12 protein-coding genes are annotated in these 13799 nt (G+C 69.6%); 6 read left to right on the top strand and 6 right to left on the bottom strand.

All coding sequences use genetic code 11. From position 1 onward, the window contains the following. Positions 1 to 12: 12 nt before the first annotated feature. Positions 13 to 861, bottom strand: a complete 849-nt coding sequence (locus tag Afe05nite_RS08970; RefSeq protein WP_203816516.1) for a response regulator transcription factor — start codon at positions 859 to 861, stop codon at positions 13 to 15. Between the two features lie 235 nt (positions 862 to 1096). On the opposite strand from Afe05nite_RS08970, the gene Afe05nite_RS08975 reads away from it, so the two are divergent. Then, entirely contained in the window at positions 1097 to 1486 is a 390-nt protein-coding gene (locus tag Afe05nite_RS08975; RefSeq protein ID WP_203816517.1) for a WhiB family transcriptional regulator, read from the top strand. A gap of 159 nt (positions 1487 to 1645) precedes the next feature. On the opposite strand, the gene Afe05nite_RS08980 is transcribed toward Afe05nite_RS08975, so the two are convergent. From Afe05nite_RS08980 to groES, 5 genes are all read right to left on the bottom strand, one after another. Then, positions 1646 to 3256, bottom strand: coding sequence for a molybdopterin-dependent oxidoreductase (locus Afe05nite_RS08980; protein WP_203816518.1), 1611 nt, complete (start codon positions 3254 to 3256; stop codon positions 1646 to 1648). 56 nt (positions 3257 to 3312) lie between these two features. Then, positions 3313 to 4998: an insulinase family protein gene (locus Afe05nite_RS08985; RefSeq protein WP_203816519.1), complete on the bottom strand. Its 1686-nt coding sequence runs from the start codon at positions 4996 to 4998 to the stop codon at positions 3313 to 3315. Next, positions 4995 to 5942 (bottom strand): hypothetical protein, encoded by a 948-nt coding sequence (locus tag Afe05nite_RS08990; protein WP_203816520.1) that lies wholly within the window; start codon positions 5940 to 5942, stop codon positions 4995 to 4997. Before Afe05nite_RS08990 ends, Afe05nite_RS08985 begins: the two co-directional genes overlap by 4 nt. A 125-nt stretch (positions 5943 to 6067) precedes the next feature. After that, on the bottom strand, positions 6068 to 7714 hold the full coding sequence (groL, locus tag Afe05nite_RS08995) for a chaperonin GroEL (protein WP_203816521.1): 1647 nt from the start codon (positions 7712 to 7714) through the stop codon (positions 6068 to 6070). 71 nt (positions 7715 to 7785) lie between these two features. After that, positions 7786 to 8094: a co-chaperone GroES gene (gene groES / locus Afe05nite_RS09000; protein WP_034215116.1), complete on the bottom strand. Its 309-nt coding sequence runs from the start codon at positions 8092 to 8094 to the stop codon at positions 7786 to 7788. A 226-nt stretch (positions 8095 to 8320) separates the two neighbouring features. Here groES and Afe05nite_RS09005 point away from each other — a divergent pair, with 226 nt between their 5' ends. The 5 genes from Afe05nite_RS09005 to Afe05nite_RS09025 all read left to right on the top strand — a co-directional run bounded on the left by Afe05nite_RS09005 (position 8321) and on the right by Afe05nite_RS09025 (position 13769). After that, positions 8321 to 9490 (top strand): THUMP-like domain-containing protein, encoded by a 1170-nt coding sequence (locus Afe05nite_RS09005; protein ID WP_239117680.1) that lies wholly within the window; start codon positions 8321 to 8323, stop codon positions 9488 to 9490. 93 nt (positions 9491 to 9583) lie between these two features. Next, positions 9584 to 10069 (top strand): Cys-tRNA(Pro) deacylase, encoded by a 486-nt coding sequence (ybaK, locus tag Afe05nite_RS09010; RefSeq protein WP_203816522.1) that lies wholly within the window; start codon positions 9584 to 9586, stop codon positions 10067 to 10069. A gap of 373 nt (positions 10070 to 10442) precedes the next feature. After that, the gene (locus Afe05nite_RS09015; RefSeq protein WP_203816523.1) at positions 10443 to 11543 is read left to right on the top strand and encodes a sugar ABC transporter substrate-binding protein; all 1101 of its coding nucleotides are present in this window, start codon (positions 10443 to 10445) and stop codon (positions 11541 to 11543) included. A gap of 157 nt (positions 11544 to 11700) precedes the next feature. Further along, complete coding sequence (locus Afe05nite_RS09020; RefSeq protein ID WP_203816524.1) at positions 11701 to 12516, top strand: ATP-binding cassette domain-containing protein; 816 nt, start codon at positions 11701 to 11703, stop codon at positions 12514 to 12516. Next, positions 12513 to 13769, top strand: coding sequence for a sugar ABC transporter permease (locus tag Afe05nite_RS09025; protein ID WP_203816525.1), 1257 nt, complete (start codon positions 12513 to 12515; stop codon positions 13767 to 13769). The genes Afe05nite_RS09020 and Afe05nite_RS09025 overlap by 4 nt, the downstream gene beginning before the upstream one ends. The last annotated feature ends 30 nt before the right edge of the window (positions 13770 to 13799 follow it).

The following is a 13799-nucleotide window of genomic DNA, read 5'->3' on the forward strand; positions in this document are numbered from 1 at the left end:
CCAGTGGCCGGGTCAGGCGACCAGACCGGCCCGGAAACCGGCCGCCACCGCGTGCGCGCGGTCGCGAGCACCCAGCTTGCGGAACAACCGGCGGGCGTGGGTCTTGACGGTGTCCTCCGAGACGAAGAGCTCACGGCCGATCTCCGCGTTGCTCTTGCCGTCGGCCATCCCGCGCAGCACCTGAAGCTCCCGCTCGGTGAGGGTGAGCCGCCGGCCGGCCGGAGCCGGATCGGCCACCCCGACCTGGGTCTCGTTGCCCGGCCACGCCACCATCGGCCGGCCGGTGACCGGGTCGATCGGGGCGTCGCCACGCTGGGCGGGCACCATCGGCGAGTTCGGCAGCATGGCCGGCACGGACGCCGAGTTCGGCGACCCCATCGGCATACCGTTCTGATAGGCGGCCCGCGCCGCCGGTGAGTTGTTGTTGCGCGCGCCGCCGGCGACCCCCGCCGGCTGCGCGTTGGTTCCGTTGATCGGCATGCCCTGCGGCCGCACCGGGAGCAGCAGCAGGAGCAGGGCCTTGGCGACGACGCTTACCAGGTCGTGCTCGACGCCACGGATGACGCCGCGGGCGCCGGCCGCGACGGCCGCCGCGGCCACCCGCGGGTCTTCGGCACCGAAGAGCACTACCTGCGCCTGCGGGGCGCGGGCGAGGACGCGCCGGGTGAAGCCGACGCTGTCGGGACGGGTCACGGCGGTGTCGGCGAGGACCACTTCGGCGGGCCGTTCAGCCAGCCGGATCATGGCCTCGGTCTCGCTGACGGCGGTCCTGACGACGCCGGTCATGCCGAGCCGGGCCGCGGTGGACGCGACGGTCTGGGCCGCCAGCGGGGTACGGACGCACACGAGGACGGTACGCACAGTGATCCTCCTTCTCTCTCAGAGGAGATCACGCGAGGGCCGCAGCATTACGCGCTTTAGATGGAAAAAATGGGAAAGATCGGTATGAGTTGCTGTACCGGTGCCATGCGGCTGAAGAACACATCGACGAGTCGCGTGTGAGCCGGGTGCCACCGGGGTATGACCGGCCCAGGCCTGAGCATGAAGGCCCCTTCGGGACGACACACCGCGGTGCCGCGCGGGAGGAGGGTGTTTGATGTCGAACGTTCGCAGACTGCCCGGGCCCATCGCTGACCTGTGGGATTGGCAACGACTCGGCTTGTGCCGAGGCCGGGACACTGCGCAGTTCTTCCACCCTGACGGCGAACGCGGCTCCTCGCGCAACCGCCGCGAGGCCAAGGCAAAATCCATGTGCGGCGCCTGCCCGGTTCGGGCCGAGTGCGCCGCCCACGCTCTTGCTGTCCGGGAACCTTATGGGGTCTGGGGAGGCTTCAGCGAAGCGGAGCGGCTGCGGCTGCTCGCGATCGGCTGGGAGGACCTCGCCGACCGTCATCACGGACGTGTCGACCTTGCTCGTCTCGAGGCTCGCCTCGGCCGGCCCCACAAGTCGGCAGTGCCGGCACAGCGGCAGGCGCCGGCCGCCTGATCGGCGCCCGACATCACCCGGACAACCCGGTCCCCGTACGGGGGCCGGGCTTCGTTGTCTGACGGTTCTTCAACAACCGCATCGGTGGACATGCAAACCACCGTATGAGCGACTTGCACTTCCGCGTCGGACCGTTAGTGCGTTCTTCAACTGATGGCACTACCCGACGTTGACCTGCACGGAGTGCCATCCGCTGGCCCCATCGGGGGCGGGCGACGCCGGAGTGGACGTCTGGGTCTGACCGAAGGTGTCCGTTGCGCGGACCCGCAAAGTGTGCTCTCCTTCGGACGCCTGCCAGGGGTAACTCCACTGCCGCCAGGTGTCCGCCGACGCGACCGCCGCGAGGGTCGCCTCCGCCCACGGCCCGTCGTCGACCTGCACCTCGACCTTGGCTATGCCCTTGTGCTGAGCCCACGCCACCCCGGCCACGGTCACCAGCCCGGCCGACCGGGAGGCCCCGTCCCGCGGGGTGTCGATCCGCGACTCGGTCTTGATCGGCCCCTGCTGCGCCCACCCGCGCGGCACCCAGTACGCGTCGAAGTCCGCGAACCGGGACAGCTCGATCTCGGTGATCCATTTGCAGGCACTGACGTACCCGTAGAGCCCGGGCACCACCATGCGCACCGGGAAACCGTGGTCGACCGGCAGCGCCTCCCCGTTCATCCCGACCGCGAGCAGCGCATCCCGGCCGTCCCGCAGGATCGACGTCGGTGTGCCGCACGTCCACCCGTCCACCGAGCGCTGCACCACCTGATCGGCGCCGGGCAGCGGATCAGCCTCGTCCAGCAGTTCCTTGATCGGCGTGCCCAACCACAGAGCGTTACCGATGAGGTCGCCACCGACCTCGTTGGACACACAGGTGAGAGTCACGTAGCGCTCGATCATCGGCCGCTGCAGCAGCTGCTCCCAGGTGATCGTGATCGGGTTGCGCACCATGCCGTGGATCTTCAACTGCCACGTCGCCGGGTCGACCTGCGGCGGGTACAGCGCGGTGTCGATCCGATAGAAATTCCGGTTGGGCGAGATGAACGGCGTCGCGCCCGGCGCCTGCACACCGGCCGAGAGCGGCGGCGCACTCTGCCGCGCCGCCGGCAACACCACCTCGCTGCGTGCCTTGGTGACCGCCCGACGCCCGGTGAGCAGGCGGCCGGCCACGCCGGAGACAACGGCCACCCCACCCGCGATGCCGAGCGCCTTGAGAAATCGGCGCCGGCTTTCCATGCGGTACGCGCTGGTCGACGCCCCCGCCCGCGGAGTCGGCGGGTCGTCGGCCGATCCGGTTGCCGTCCGTGCCCCGGCGGAGGCCCCGACCAGCACCCGCTCCGCCGGTGGGCCCGCCCCGCGCACCTCGGCCAGCTCGACCAGATAGCGCAACACCACCACCGCCAGCCCGGCCCCGACAAGCGTCGGCAGGGCCGCGACCAGTCCGGCGTCGTGCCGGGTCAGGGCGGACGCCACCCCGACGACCGCGAACAGGCCGATCCCGGCGAGCGCGATCCGCCAGTGCCGGACGGCGAGCACGCCCACCGCGTACGCGTAAACGGCGAGCAGAATCGCCGTGCCGGTGATCAACGCGGTTTTGTCGTGCACCCCGAAGACGGCGACACCGAAGTCCTTGACCGGCGGCGGCACATGATCGACGACCACCCCGCCGACCGCGAGCAGCGGAGCCGAGAGCGGCCCGGTCAGCACAGCCACCAGCTCGGCAACGCCCACGGCGACCGCGGCGGCCGCAACACCGGACAACCCGGCGCGCACGGAATCTCTCACCAGACCATCGTGCTCCGTCGCGAGCCGCCCGGCGACACAGCTTCCTTACCGATTCATTACCGCTCGATCGGCCGTGAGCCGTAGCGCATCCGATAGCGCGCACGCCGGACACCATGACCCCCGCCGGCCGCGGCCAGCGCGCAGAGCGACGCGATCGCCAACAGCGGGCCGCGATCCTCGGTCCCGGTCAGGAACGCGACGAGCAGCAGCGCCGCGAACCCGCCGAAGACCAGCGTGAGCACCCCGAACAGAACCATGCCCTGGATGCCGGCGACCCGGTCGGAACGGTCGGCCGCGGTGGCCCGCGGCTGCGGGATCTGCTCGGGCGCGCGCGCCGCCTCGGCCACCACCAACTCCCCCGGGACAGCGGCGTCGATCTTTGCGATCGCCGCCCGGCCGGCCCGGTGCAGGGTCGGCTCGGCCCAGATCACTGTCCCGTCCGCGCCGATGAGCTGCCGGCCACCGTCCGGCCAGGCCCGCATCAGCACACACTCGTCGAACCGGACGGTCAGCAGGTTCTCCTCGACCAGGCTGATCCCCTCGGCGCCGACCACCAGCAGCGCCGTCGCCCCGGGCAACGCCGGGAAGGCGGTGCCGTCGACCTTCGCCACGGACTCCTGCGGCGCGATCGTGAAACCGGCGTGGTCGGCTCGGGAGGGCGACATGACCAGGCCGTTGGCCCAGGCGTCGGCGGCGACCGCGGCCACGTCGGCGGCGGTCACCGCGGTCAGCCCGGCGATCTGCTCCTCGACGTCGCACACCTCGCGGCCGGCGAGCAGGCCGAGCGCCTGGATCGGCAGCCGGGCGGCGACTTCGTCGGAGTGTCGCAGCCCCGCGACCCGCTTGCCGATCATGGCGGTCACATCGGCCGGGTCGACCCGCCCGGCCCGCAGGGCGGCCAGCACGTCGACCATCCCGCCGAGGACCGCGCCGGAGTTCTCCGGCAACGAGTCCGCCACCGCCGTGATGACCACGCTGTCCCGCCCCAGCGGCCGGTGGTCGGTCTGCGCCGCGTACGACAAACCCGACTCCTGGCGCAGTTCGCGGAAGAGCATGCGTTCCAGCACGTCCGCGAATACCGAGGTGGCCGGCGACCGGGGCACCACCGTGTCCCACGCCACCAGGCCGGCCGAGCCGCCGAAACACGCGGGGGTGGACGGGAGCGCCGACGACGGCGGGGGCAGCGGTTGACGCGTACCGGATGGAAGATCGAGCTCCAACCCGGCCGGCACCTTCTCGCCGGCCACCCACAGCACCGCGTTCTCCTTCGTGAAGAAGCGATCCACCCAGGCGCGCAGGTCGTCCTCGGTGATGCCGGGCAGCCCCCACTCGGGATAGGCGCCGGCGCCGTAGTCGCGGGCGCCGTGCCGCCACAGCCACATCGGCTCGGACACCGGCGCGTTGCGGCCGTGCGCCTCGGCGTGCAGCACCTCTTTCTCCACCGCGAGCCGGCTCATCGGCAGGTCACGAAGCGCCGCGCAGACGCCGTTGAGGAAGGCGACCACGTCCTTCTCGACGCCCTGCATGTGGAAGCGGGTGAACTCGACGCCGGTCGCCCCGTTGTAGTGGTAGTCGGCGACCCCCACCGAGTGCAGCGCCAGATGCTCGATCAGGTGGGTGATGCCGCGCCGGGCCAGTGGCTCGTCGACGAACCCGACCCGGAACCCGAGCCCCGCCTGCATCGATCCGGTGGTCGGCACGATCAGCCCGGGAATCCCCCCGACCTCGAACTTCGAGATCATCCGACCACTCTCCCGCGCCGCCGAGCCCGCTGCCGATAGGCCCGGATCTGCTGGGCCGCGTTGCCGTCGCCGACATAGCACCACGGGACCTCGGTGCCGAGATCGCCGAGCATGTCGAACATCGCCCCGGCCGCGGCCCGGTCGCCGAGCACGCTGTAGATCATCGCGAAACTGCTCGCCACCTGCACCCAGCCGTAGTCGCGGCCGAAGTCCGGGTGCCGCACCGACCGCTGCGCCGCCTCGTCGATCTCGTCCCGCACCGGCTTGCTCCGCAGGTAACCGAGGTTGGCACTCTCGCCGAGCTCGGCCCAATGCTCGATGTGCCCGTCCACGACGAGCACCGCCTGCACCGCGCCGGGCGGGGCGGCCAGCATCTCGGCCCGGCACCAGGCGTGCAGCATCGGCCAGTCGCCGCTCCACTTGGGGCAAAGACGCTGCAGGTACGCGTTCTGACCGGGCAGGTGGTGCGGGTCGATCGCGGCCAGTTTGCGATAGCGGCGGCGCGTCTCGTCCAGCCCGAGCTCCAGGCCACGCGCCGAGGTCAGCCGGGCCACCCACAACGCCGGGTCGGCGGGCCCGCGGGCGACCCCCTCGAGCAGCACCATCTCGGCCCGGCGCAGCCAGTCGTGGAACGCCTCGAACTGGCCACCGGACACATGTTGAGCGCGCGCGTCCGACCGGATCCGCCAGCCGATGTCGATCAGGTGCATGCCGAGCATCGCGGCGGCCGCGGTGTCGTCCGGGTCCTCCGCGAGGACGTGCCGCAGGAACTCCTCCTGCCCGTACTCCTCCGAGGCCGCCCGGATCAGCGTCGATCGCCCCACCGGCCCGGCCGCGTCGAGCACCGCCCGCACCGCGGCCCAGTCCCGCCCACGCATAGCCGCGAGAACGACCTTCACCTCGGGATAGGCAAACCCCGCATCGAGCAGCACGGTGTCGGACATGGCCCGGGAGCATAGACGAACTGGATCTTCGATGGCGCCCCGGAACCGACCGGGACCGACCCGACCGGAACAGCCAGGAGGGGCACGCCGGCGAACCGGCGTGCCCCTCCTGGTGGTAACTCCGGTCAGAAGCCCGGGCCGTGCTGGTGGCCGTGGCCACCGTGGCTGTGGCCGTGACCGGCGGCAGCGGGCTCGGCCTCGGCCGGCTTCTCGACCACGAGGCTCTCCGTGGTCAGCAGCAGGCCGGCGATCGACACCGCGTTGGTGACCGCGTTGCGGGTCACCTTCACCGGGTCGATGATGCCGGACGCGGCCAGGTCGACGTATTCGTCGGTGGCGGCGTTGAGGCCGTGGCCCCAGCCCAGCTCGGCGACCTTGCCCACCACGACGTAGCCGTCGTGGCCGGCGTTCTGCGCGATCCAGCGCAGCGGCTCGACGAGCGCCTTGCGGACGATCGAGACGCCGATCGCTTCCTCGCCGGACAGGCCGAGGCCGCCGTCGAGGTCCTTGGCCACCTGCGCGAGGGCGGCGCCGCCACCGGGGACGGTTCCTTCCTCGACGGCCGCCTTGGTCGCCGCGATGGCGTCCTCGATGCGGTGCTTGCGCTCCTTCATCTCGACCTCGGTGACGGCACCGACCTTGATCACCGCGATGCCGCCGGAGAGCTTGGCCAGCCGCTCCGAGAGCTTCTCGCGGTCCCAGTCGGAGTCCGACGCCTCGATCTCCTTGCGGATCTGCGCGACGCGGTCGGCGACCTCGGGAGCCTTGCCCCCGCCGTCGACGATCGTGGTGTTCTCCTTGTCGACCACGACGCGCCGGGCGGTGCCCAGCATGTCGAGGGTGACCTGGTCGAGCTTGTAGCCGAGTTCCGGCGCGATCAGCTCGGCGCCGGTGGCGATCGAGAAGTCCTGAAGCATCGCCTTGCGGCGGTCGCCGAAGCCGGGAGCCTTCACCGCGGCGATCTTCAGGGTCTTCCGGATCGAGTTGACCACCAGGGTGGACAGGGCCTGGCCCTCGACGTCCTCCGCGATGATCAGCAGCGGCTTGCCGGTCTGGAGAACCTTCTCCAGCAGCGGCAGCAGCTCCTCGATGCTCGAGATCTTCTGCGTGGTCAGCAGGATGAACGCGTCCTCGAGGACGGCCTCCTGCGACTCGGCGTCGGTCACAAAGTTCGGCGAGATGAAGCCCTTGTCGAACTGCAGACCCTCGGTGACCTCGAGCTCGGTCGCCATGGCCGAGCCCTCTTCGACGGTGATGACGCCGTCGCGGCCGACCCGGTCCATCGCCTCGGCGATCAGCTCGCCGATGGTGGCGTCCTGGGCCGAGATGGTGGCGACGTTGGCGATCGACTTGTGGTCGTCGACGTCGACGGCCTTGGCCAGCAGCGCCTTGGAGACGGCCTCGGCGGCCTGATCCATGCCGCGCTTGAGACCGAGCGGGTTGGCACCCGCGGTCACGTTGCGCAGACCCTCTTTGACAAGCGCCTGCGCGAGCACGGTCGCCGTGGTGGTGCCGTCGCCGGCGACGTCGTTGGTCTTCGTCGCCACCTCCTTGACCAGCTGGGCCCCGAGGTTCTGGTAGGGGTCCGAGAGCTCGATCTCCTTGGCGATGGTGACACCGTCGTTGGTGATCGTCGGCGCGCCGAACTTCTTGTCGAGGACGACGTTGCGGCCGCGCGGGCCGAGAGTGACCTTGACCGTGTCGGCGAGCGTGTTGACGCCGTGCTCCAGCAGGTGCCGGGCGTCGTCAGAGAAGCTGAGAATCTTCGCCATGTATAGGTCCTTTCAAGCACCACCGCCCTGACCCGAATGCATGGGCCAGGGCGGTGAGCACTGTCAGTAGGTCACTTCTCGATGACCGCGAGGACGTCGCGGGCGGAGAGCACCAGGTACTCCTCGCCGGCGTACTTGACCTCGGTGCCGCCGTACTTCGAGTAGAGAACCGTGTCGCCGACCTGGACGTCAACCGGGACGCGGTTGCCCTTGTCGTCGATGCGGCCCGGGCCCACAGCGAGGACGGTGCCCTCCTGCGGCTTCTCCTTGGCGGTGTCGGGGATCACGATGCCCGACGCAGTGGTGGTCTCAGCCTCATTCGCCTGGACCACGATGCGGTCCTCGAGCGGCTTGATCGCAACCTTGGTCGCGGTAGTCACGGGCATACCCTCCTGGGTATTGATCTGTGCATGCCTCATGCCACCGGGCGGGGCCGTCGTCGCGGGTGCCGGTCCGCCTGGTGCCTAACCACCGGCCCGACGGGCCCATGGCTGGCACCCTCATGTTGAGAGTGCTAATCGCGAGGTTATGCCGGAACTAGCACTCCGTCAACCAGAGTGCCAATGTCGTCATGCCGGGGAGAATGCCTGCGTGACCGGAGAACTGATGCATCGCCTGCAGACCCCCGAAGGGATGAACGCCCTGGCCGTGGCCGCTGCGGCGGACCACGGAAACCCGCTGGCGGCGGCCTCGGCGGTGCGCTCGCACGGTATCGCGGCGGATCTCGCGTCGGCCGCGCTCACCCAGGTCGAGCTGCGCCGCCGGGCGGTCGCGAAGTTCGGCGCGGCGGCCGGGCGGATGTTCTTCACCCGGGCCGGCCTGGAGCAGGCGACGCGCGCGGTCGTCGCGGACCGGCGAGCGGCGCGCCTCGCCGCCGCCGGGGTGCGGACCATGGCGGATCTCGGCTGCGGCTTGGGCTCGGACGCGCTGGCGGCGGCCCGCGCCGGCATTTCCGTGTACGCGGTGGAAGCCGACCCGGACACCGCCGCGGTCGCGTCGGCAAACGTGACGGCCCTCGGACTGGACCACCTGATCAAGGTCGACTGCGCGGACGCGACGACCGTGTCGGTGGCCGATTTCGACGCGGTCTTCGCCGATCCCGCCCGTCGCAAAGCCGGCCGGGGCCGTGTCTTCGACCCGAAGTCCTTCTCGCCGCCGTGGGATTTCGTCGCCGCGCTCGCCACCCGGGTCCCCCGCACCGTCCTCAAGCTGGCGCCCGGCATCGATCACGCCCTGCTCCCGCCGGGCGCCGAGGGCGAGTGGGTGAGTGTCGACGGCGACCTCGTCGAGGCGGCCTTCTGGTGCGGTCCACTGGCCGCCGCCGCCCGCCGCGCGACGCTGCTGTCCGGCACCGCCCGCCCGCCCGCCGAACTGACCGGCAGCGGCGTCGCGAAGGCCCCGGTCGGGGCGGTGGGCCGCTATGTCTACGACCCGGATCCGGCGGTGGTGCGGTCGCACCTGGTCGCCGAGTTCGCCGAGCTGATCGACGGACGCCTGGGCGACCCCGAGATCGCGTACGTCTATTCCGACACCCCCGCCGACACGCCCTTCGCCCGCCGCCTGGAGATCACCGACGTCCTCCCGTTCTCGCTCAAGCGGCTCCGCACCCTGCTCCGCGACCGCGGGGTGGGTCGCCTGGAGATCCGCAAGCGGGGTTCCGCCCTGGAGCCCGAGCAGCTCCGCCGAGACCTGCGCCTGTCCGGCCCGTCCGCCGCGTCCCTGATCCTGACCCGGGTGGCCGGCGCGCCCACCACCCTGCTCTGCCGCCCCCTCTGATCGGTCCTTGACCGGATCTTGAGGCACATCGGGCGGGACTAACGGGCAATACCTCGCAGGTCGGTGGACCTTGGCCGGGAGTACCTTTCGGACATGGCCAAGAAGCCCGCGGCCGGCACCCCGGCGACCGCCGTGCTCGCCGAGCAGAAGGTCGAGCACACGCTGCATCCCTATGACGTCTCCCCGGACGCCCCCAACTACGGGGCGGTGGTGGCGCAGGCGCTGGGGATCGAGGCCGCGCGCGTCTTCAAGACCCTGGTCGCCGAGGTCGACGGCAGGCTGGTGGTGGCGGTCGTCCCGGTCACCGGTGAGCTCGACCTCAAGGCTCTGGCCACCGCGGTCGGCGGCAAGCGAGCGGCCCTGGCCGACCGGGCCGCGGCCGAGCGGAGCAGCGGTTACGTTCGCGGCGGAATAAGTCCGCTCGGACAACGAAAGCGGCTGCCCACGGTGGTGGACTCGGCGGCGCTCGATCTTGATCGAATGTTCATCTCGGCCGGTCGGCGTGGACTCCAGATGGCCCTCGCTCCGGCCGATCTGATCCGGTTGACCGACGCGGTTACCGCCAGCATTCGGACATAAAGCCCGATATTTCCGACCACCCCTCGGCCGTTACGACAACGTTACGCGTCGAGAGGATCTTTCTCCCTAGAACGGTAGAGATCGGGCAACCAAGTGACTTAGCGTCACGATGTGATCTGTCTGCGTTACCGGCACGGGCTGACCCCCGGTCGGCGGAAGGGCCGAAATCCCTGTATCACCGCCGTGTTGCCGGATTGTTATGCCGGGTTACAGATCACCGAGCCGGAACCGCTTGTGTTCCAGGCCGTAACGGGAATACGTTGCCGGGCACAACAAACTAGCTCCTGATCAATCGGCGTCTCGCGGAGCGACACTCCCGCAGCGCACACCATCGATCTTTCGAAGGCCCGTTTTACCCGAAAGGACACAAGGAATGCGTAAGGGACTGTTCGCCCTTGCTGCGGTTGGCCTCCTGGCCACCAGCAGTGTGGCTGCCTGCGGCGACGACAAGAGCGACTCCGGCAGCGGCAGCAAGGCCTCGTCCACCGGCAAGGTGGGAGTGATCCTCCCCGACACCAAGAGCTCCGCTCGGTGGGCCACGGCCGACGTCAAGTACCTCACGGCGGCGTTCAACGCGGCCGGCGTCCAGGCCGACATCCAGAACGCGCAGGGTGACAAGACCCAGTTCCAGACCATCGCCGACGGCATGATCTCGAGCGGCGTCAAGGTCCTCGTGATCGTCAACCTGGACTCCGGCACCGGCAAGGCCGTGCTCGACAAGGCCCGCGCCGCCGGTATCGCGACGATCGACTACGACCGCCTCACCCTCAACGGTGGCGCTGACTACTACGTGTCGTTCGACAACGTCAAGGTCGGCGAGCTGCAGGGTCAGGGCCTGGTCGACTGCCTGACCGCCAAGAAGTACACCAAGCCGATCGTCGCCGAGCTCAACGGCTCCCCGACGGACAACAACGCCACCCTGTTCGCCCAGGGCTACAACTCGGTTCTCGACCCGAAGTACGCCGACGGCACCTTCCAGAAGGGCCCGAACCAGGACGTGCCGGACTGGGACAACACCCAGGCGGGCACCATCTTCGAGCAGATGCTGACCTCCAACAAGGAGATCAAGGGCGTCCTCGCGGCGAACGACGGCCTCGGCAACGCGGCCATCACGATCCTGAAGAAGAACAAGCTCAACGGCCAGGTCCCGGTCACCGGCCAGGACGCGACCGTTCAGGGTCTGCAGAACATCCTCGCCGGCGACCAGTGCATGACGGTCTACAAGGCGATCAAGAAGGAAGCGGACGCCGCCTCGGAGCTGGCCATCGCCATCGCCAAGGGCCAGAAGCCGACCTCGGCCACCGGCAAGGTCACCGACCCGGAGTCGAAGAAGGACGTCGCCTCGGTGCTGCTGACCCCGCAGGCCATCACCAAGGACAACGTCAAGGACGTCGTCACCGACGGCTTCGTCACCAAGGACGAGCTGTGCACCGCCCAGTTCGCCACGGCTTGCACCAGCGCAGGCATCAGCTGATCACCGCTGATGACGGGCTAGTCCCGAACGGCTGACTTCGGCGCCGCTCACTCCCGGTCGGGTGTGGGCGGCGCCGGAGTTGGGTCACCCCCCTCACGATCGCCTGTGGCGGAGCCACGACGAACGAACCCCGGTCACCAAGCGAAGGAGAACCACCGTGGCCGCGACACCCCTCCTTGAACTCAGCGGGATCGACAAAAGCTTCGGTCCCGTCCAGGTTCTGCACGACGTCGGGCTGAGCGTCTATCCCGGCGAGGTCACCGCCCTCGTCGGCGACAACGGCGCCGGTAAGTCGACGCTTGTCAAGTGCGTCAGCGGCATCTACACCATCGACTCCGGAACGGTTACGTTCGATGGCAACCCGGTGGCGGTCCACAGCCCCCGTGACGCGTCCGCGCTGGGCATCGAGGTCGTTTATCAGGACCTCGCCCTCTGCGACAACCTGGACATCGTCCAGAACATGTTCCTCGGCCGGGAGAAGAAGCGCGGCATCGTGCTTGACGAACCCACCATGGAGCAGATGGCCGGCGACACCCTCGCCAGCCTGTCGGTACGCACCGTCAAGTCGCTCCGTCAGCTCGTGGCCAGCCTCTCCGGTGGTCAGCGGCAGACGGTGGCGATCGCCAAGGCCGTGCTGTGGAACTCGCGGGTCGTGATCCTCGACGAGCCGACCGCCGCCCTCGGTGTCGCGCAGACCGCCCAGGTCCTGGAGCTGGTGCGCCGCCTCGCGGACAACGGCCTCGGGGTCGTCCTGATCTCGCACAACATGAACGACGTGTTCGCGGTGTCGGACCGGATCGCCGCGCTCTACCTGGGCCGGATGGCGGCCCAGGTCAAGACCACCGATGTGACCCACTCCCAGGTGGTCGAGCTGATCACCGCCGGTCGCAGCGGCAACATCGGACTGCCCCCGGAGAAACCCTCCGACTTCGGCGGGGAGATCGTCGACATCACGCCGGGAGGCGAGCAGTGACCACCACTACGACCACCACGGCCGGCGGCGTCAAGGTCGTCAAGCCGACCGTCGGCAGCCACCTCAACGACTACTGGGGCCGGGTTCGCGGTGGTGACCTCGGCACCCTGCCCGCCGTACTCGGCCTGGTCGTCCTGGCCCTGATCTTCGGCATCGCCCGGGATACGTTCTTCAGCTCGCTGAACTTCGCGAACCTGTTCTCGCAGGGCGCGCAGTACATCTTCATCGCGATGGGCCTGGTCTTCGTCCTGCTGCTGGGCGAGATCGACCTGTCCGCGGGCTTCGCCTCCGGCGTGTGTGGCGCCATCATGGCGATCCTGCTGACCAACCACGGCTGGGACTGGTACACCGCCATCCCCGCCGCCATGGCCACCGGCATCGTGATCGGCTTCGTGCTCGGATTCCTGGTCGCGAAGTTCGGCATCCCGTCGTTCGTCGTGACGCTTGCCGCGTTCCTCGCGTTCCAGGGCATCCTGCTCAAGCTGCTCAGCGGTGGCAAGAACATCTCGATCACCGACTCGTTCACCCTGAAGCTCGCCAACAGCAACCTGTCGGTGTCGCTGAGCTGGATCTTCGCGATCGCCGCCGTGGTCATCTACGCCGGGGTGCAGCTCAACCGGGTCCGCACCCGGCTGGCCCGGGGCCTGGTCACCGACCCGATCGGCATCGTGGCGATGCGCATCGGCGTCCTCGCGCTCATCGTGCTGGTGACGACCGCGCTGCTGACCCAGGAGCGCAGCATCAACCCGGTGCTCAACTCGGTCAAGGGCGTGCCCATCGTCGCCCCGATCATCGTGGTCTTCCTGGTGATCTGGACCTTCGTCCTGGGCAGCACCACCTACGGCCGGCACGTCTACGCGGTCGGCGGCAACACCGAGGCGGCCCGCCGGGCCGGTATCCCGGTCGACCGCATCCGCATCTCGGTGTTCGTGATCGGCTCGTTCATGGCCTCGATCGGCGGCATCCTCGCCGTCAGCCGGGCCAACTCGGTCGACCCGAACACCGGCGGCAGCAACATCCTGCTGTACTCGGTCGGCGCGGCCGTCATCGGCGGCACCAGCCTCTTCGGCGGCAAGGGCAAGGCGATCAACGCCGTCATCGGTGGTGCCGTGATCACGGTCATCGACAACGGCATGGGCCTGATGGGCTACACGGCCGGCACGAAGTACATCGTCACCGGTCTGATCCTGCTGGTCGCCGCGAGCGTCGACGCACTGGCCCGGCGCAGAGCCGCCTCAACCGGAAACCGATGAACAAGACCCTGGGAACGGGGGCGGCACGCT

Source organism: Paractinoplanes ferrugineus (assembly GCF_016862195.1).
Lineage (GTDB): Bacteria > Actinomycetota > Actinomycetes > Mycobacteriales > Micromonosporaceae > Actinoplanes > Actinoplanes ferrugineus.